Origin of the sequence: Microcoleus sp. Pol17C6 (assembly GCF_036701145.1) — a bacterium.
Classification (GTDB): Bacteria; Cyanobacteriota; Cyanobacteriia; order Cyanobacteriales; family Microcoleaceae; genus Microcoleus.
Genome location: NZ_JAUBQH010000004.1, coordinates 6058 through 7079 on the forward strand (window position 1 = coordinate 6058; position 1022 = coordinate 7079).

Annotated in this window: 1 protein-coding gene; it reads right to left on the reverse strand. The window is 46.9% G+C overall.

Annotation, left to right across the window (positions count from 1 at the left end; translation table 11 throughout):
- A partial coding sequence (locus QUA25_RS03130; RefSeq protein WP_333035499.1) for a WD40 repeat domain-containing protein occupies positions 1-1022 on the reverse strand: 1022 nt, incomplete at both ends.

The window sequence follows — 1022 nt, forward strand, 5'->3', positions numbered from 1 at the left end:
TTGTTAAATCCCAGACTTTCAGGGTTTTGTCTCTTGAACCAGAAATCGCCCGCTTGCCATCGGGGGTGACGGCTACTGCATTTACCGAACTGGTGTGACCATTGAGAGTAAACTCTTCCTTTCGAGTTGTTAAATCCCAGACTTTCAGGGTTTTGTCTCTTGAACCAGAAATCGCCCGCTTGCCATCGGGGGTGACGGCTACTTCTTTTACCGAGTCGCTGTGACCATTGAGAGTAAACTCTTCCTTTAGAGTTGTTAAATCCCAGACTTTCAGGGTTTTGTCAATTGAACCAGAAATCGTCCGCTTGCCATCGGGGGTGACGGCTATTGCATTTACCAAACTGGTGTGATCTTTGAGAGTAAACTGTTCCTTTCCAGTGGTTAAATCCCAGACTTTCAGGGTGTTGTCCCACGAACCAGAAATCGCCCGTTTGCCATCGGGGGAGACGGCTACTGCATTTACCAAACTGGTGTGACCTTTGAGAGTAAACTGTTCCTTTCCAGTGGTTAAATCCCAGACTTTCAGGGTTTTATCATATGAACCAGAAATTGCCCGCTTGCCATCGGGGGTGACGGCTACTGCATTTACCCAACTCGTGTGACCTTTGAGAGTAAACTGTTCCTTTCCAGTGGTTAAATCCCAGACTTTGAGAGTTTTATCATATGAACCAGAAATCGCCCCCTTGCCATCGGGGGTGACGGCTACTGCATATACTGATTTGCTGTGACATTCGAGAGTAAACTCTTCCTTTAGAGTGGTTAAATCCCAGACTTTGAGGGTTTTGTCTCTTGAACCGGAAATCGCCCGCTTGCCATCAACAGTGAGGGCTACTGCTTTTACCGAGTCGCTGTGACCATTGAGAGTAAACTGTTCCTTTCGATTTGTTAAATCCCAGACTTTGAGGGTGTTGTCATCTGAACCAGAAATCGCCCGCTTCCCATTAGCAGTGAGGGCTACTGCTTTTACCGAGTCGCTGTGACCATTGAGAGTAAACTGTTCCTTTCGATTTGTTAAATCCCAG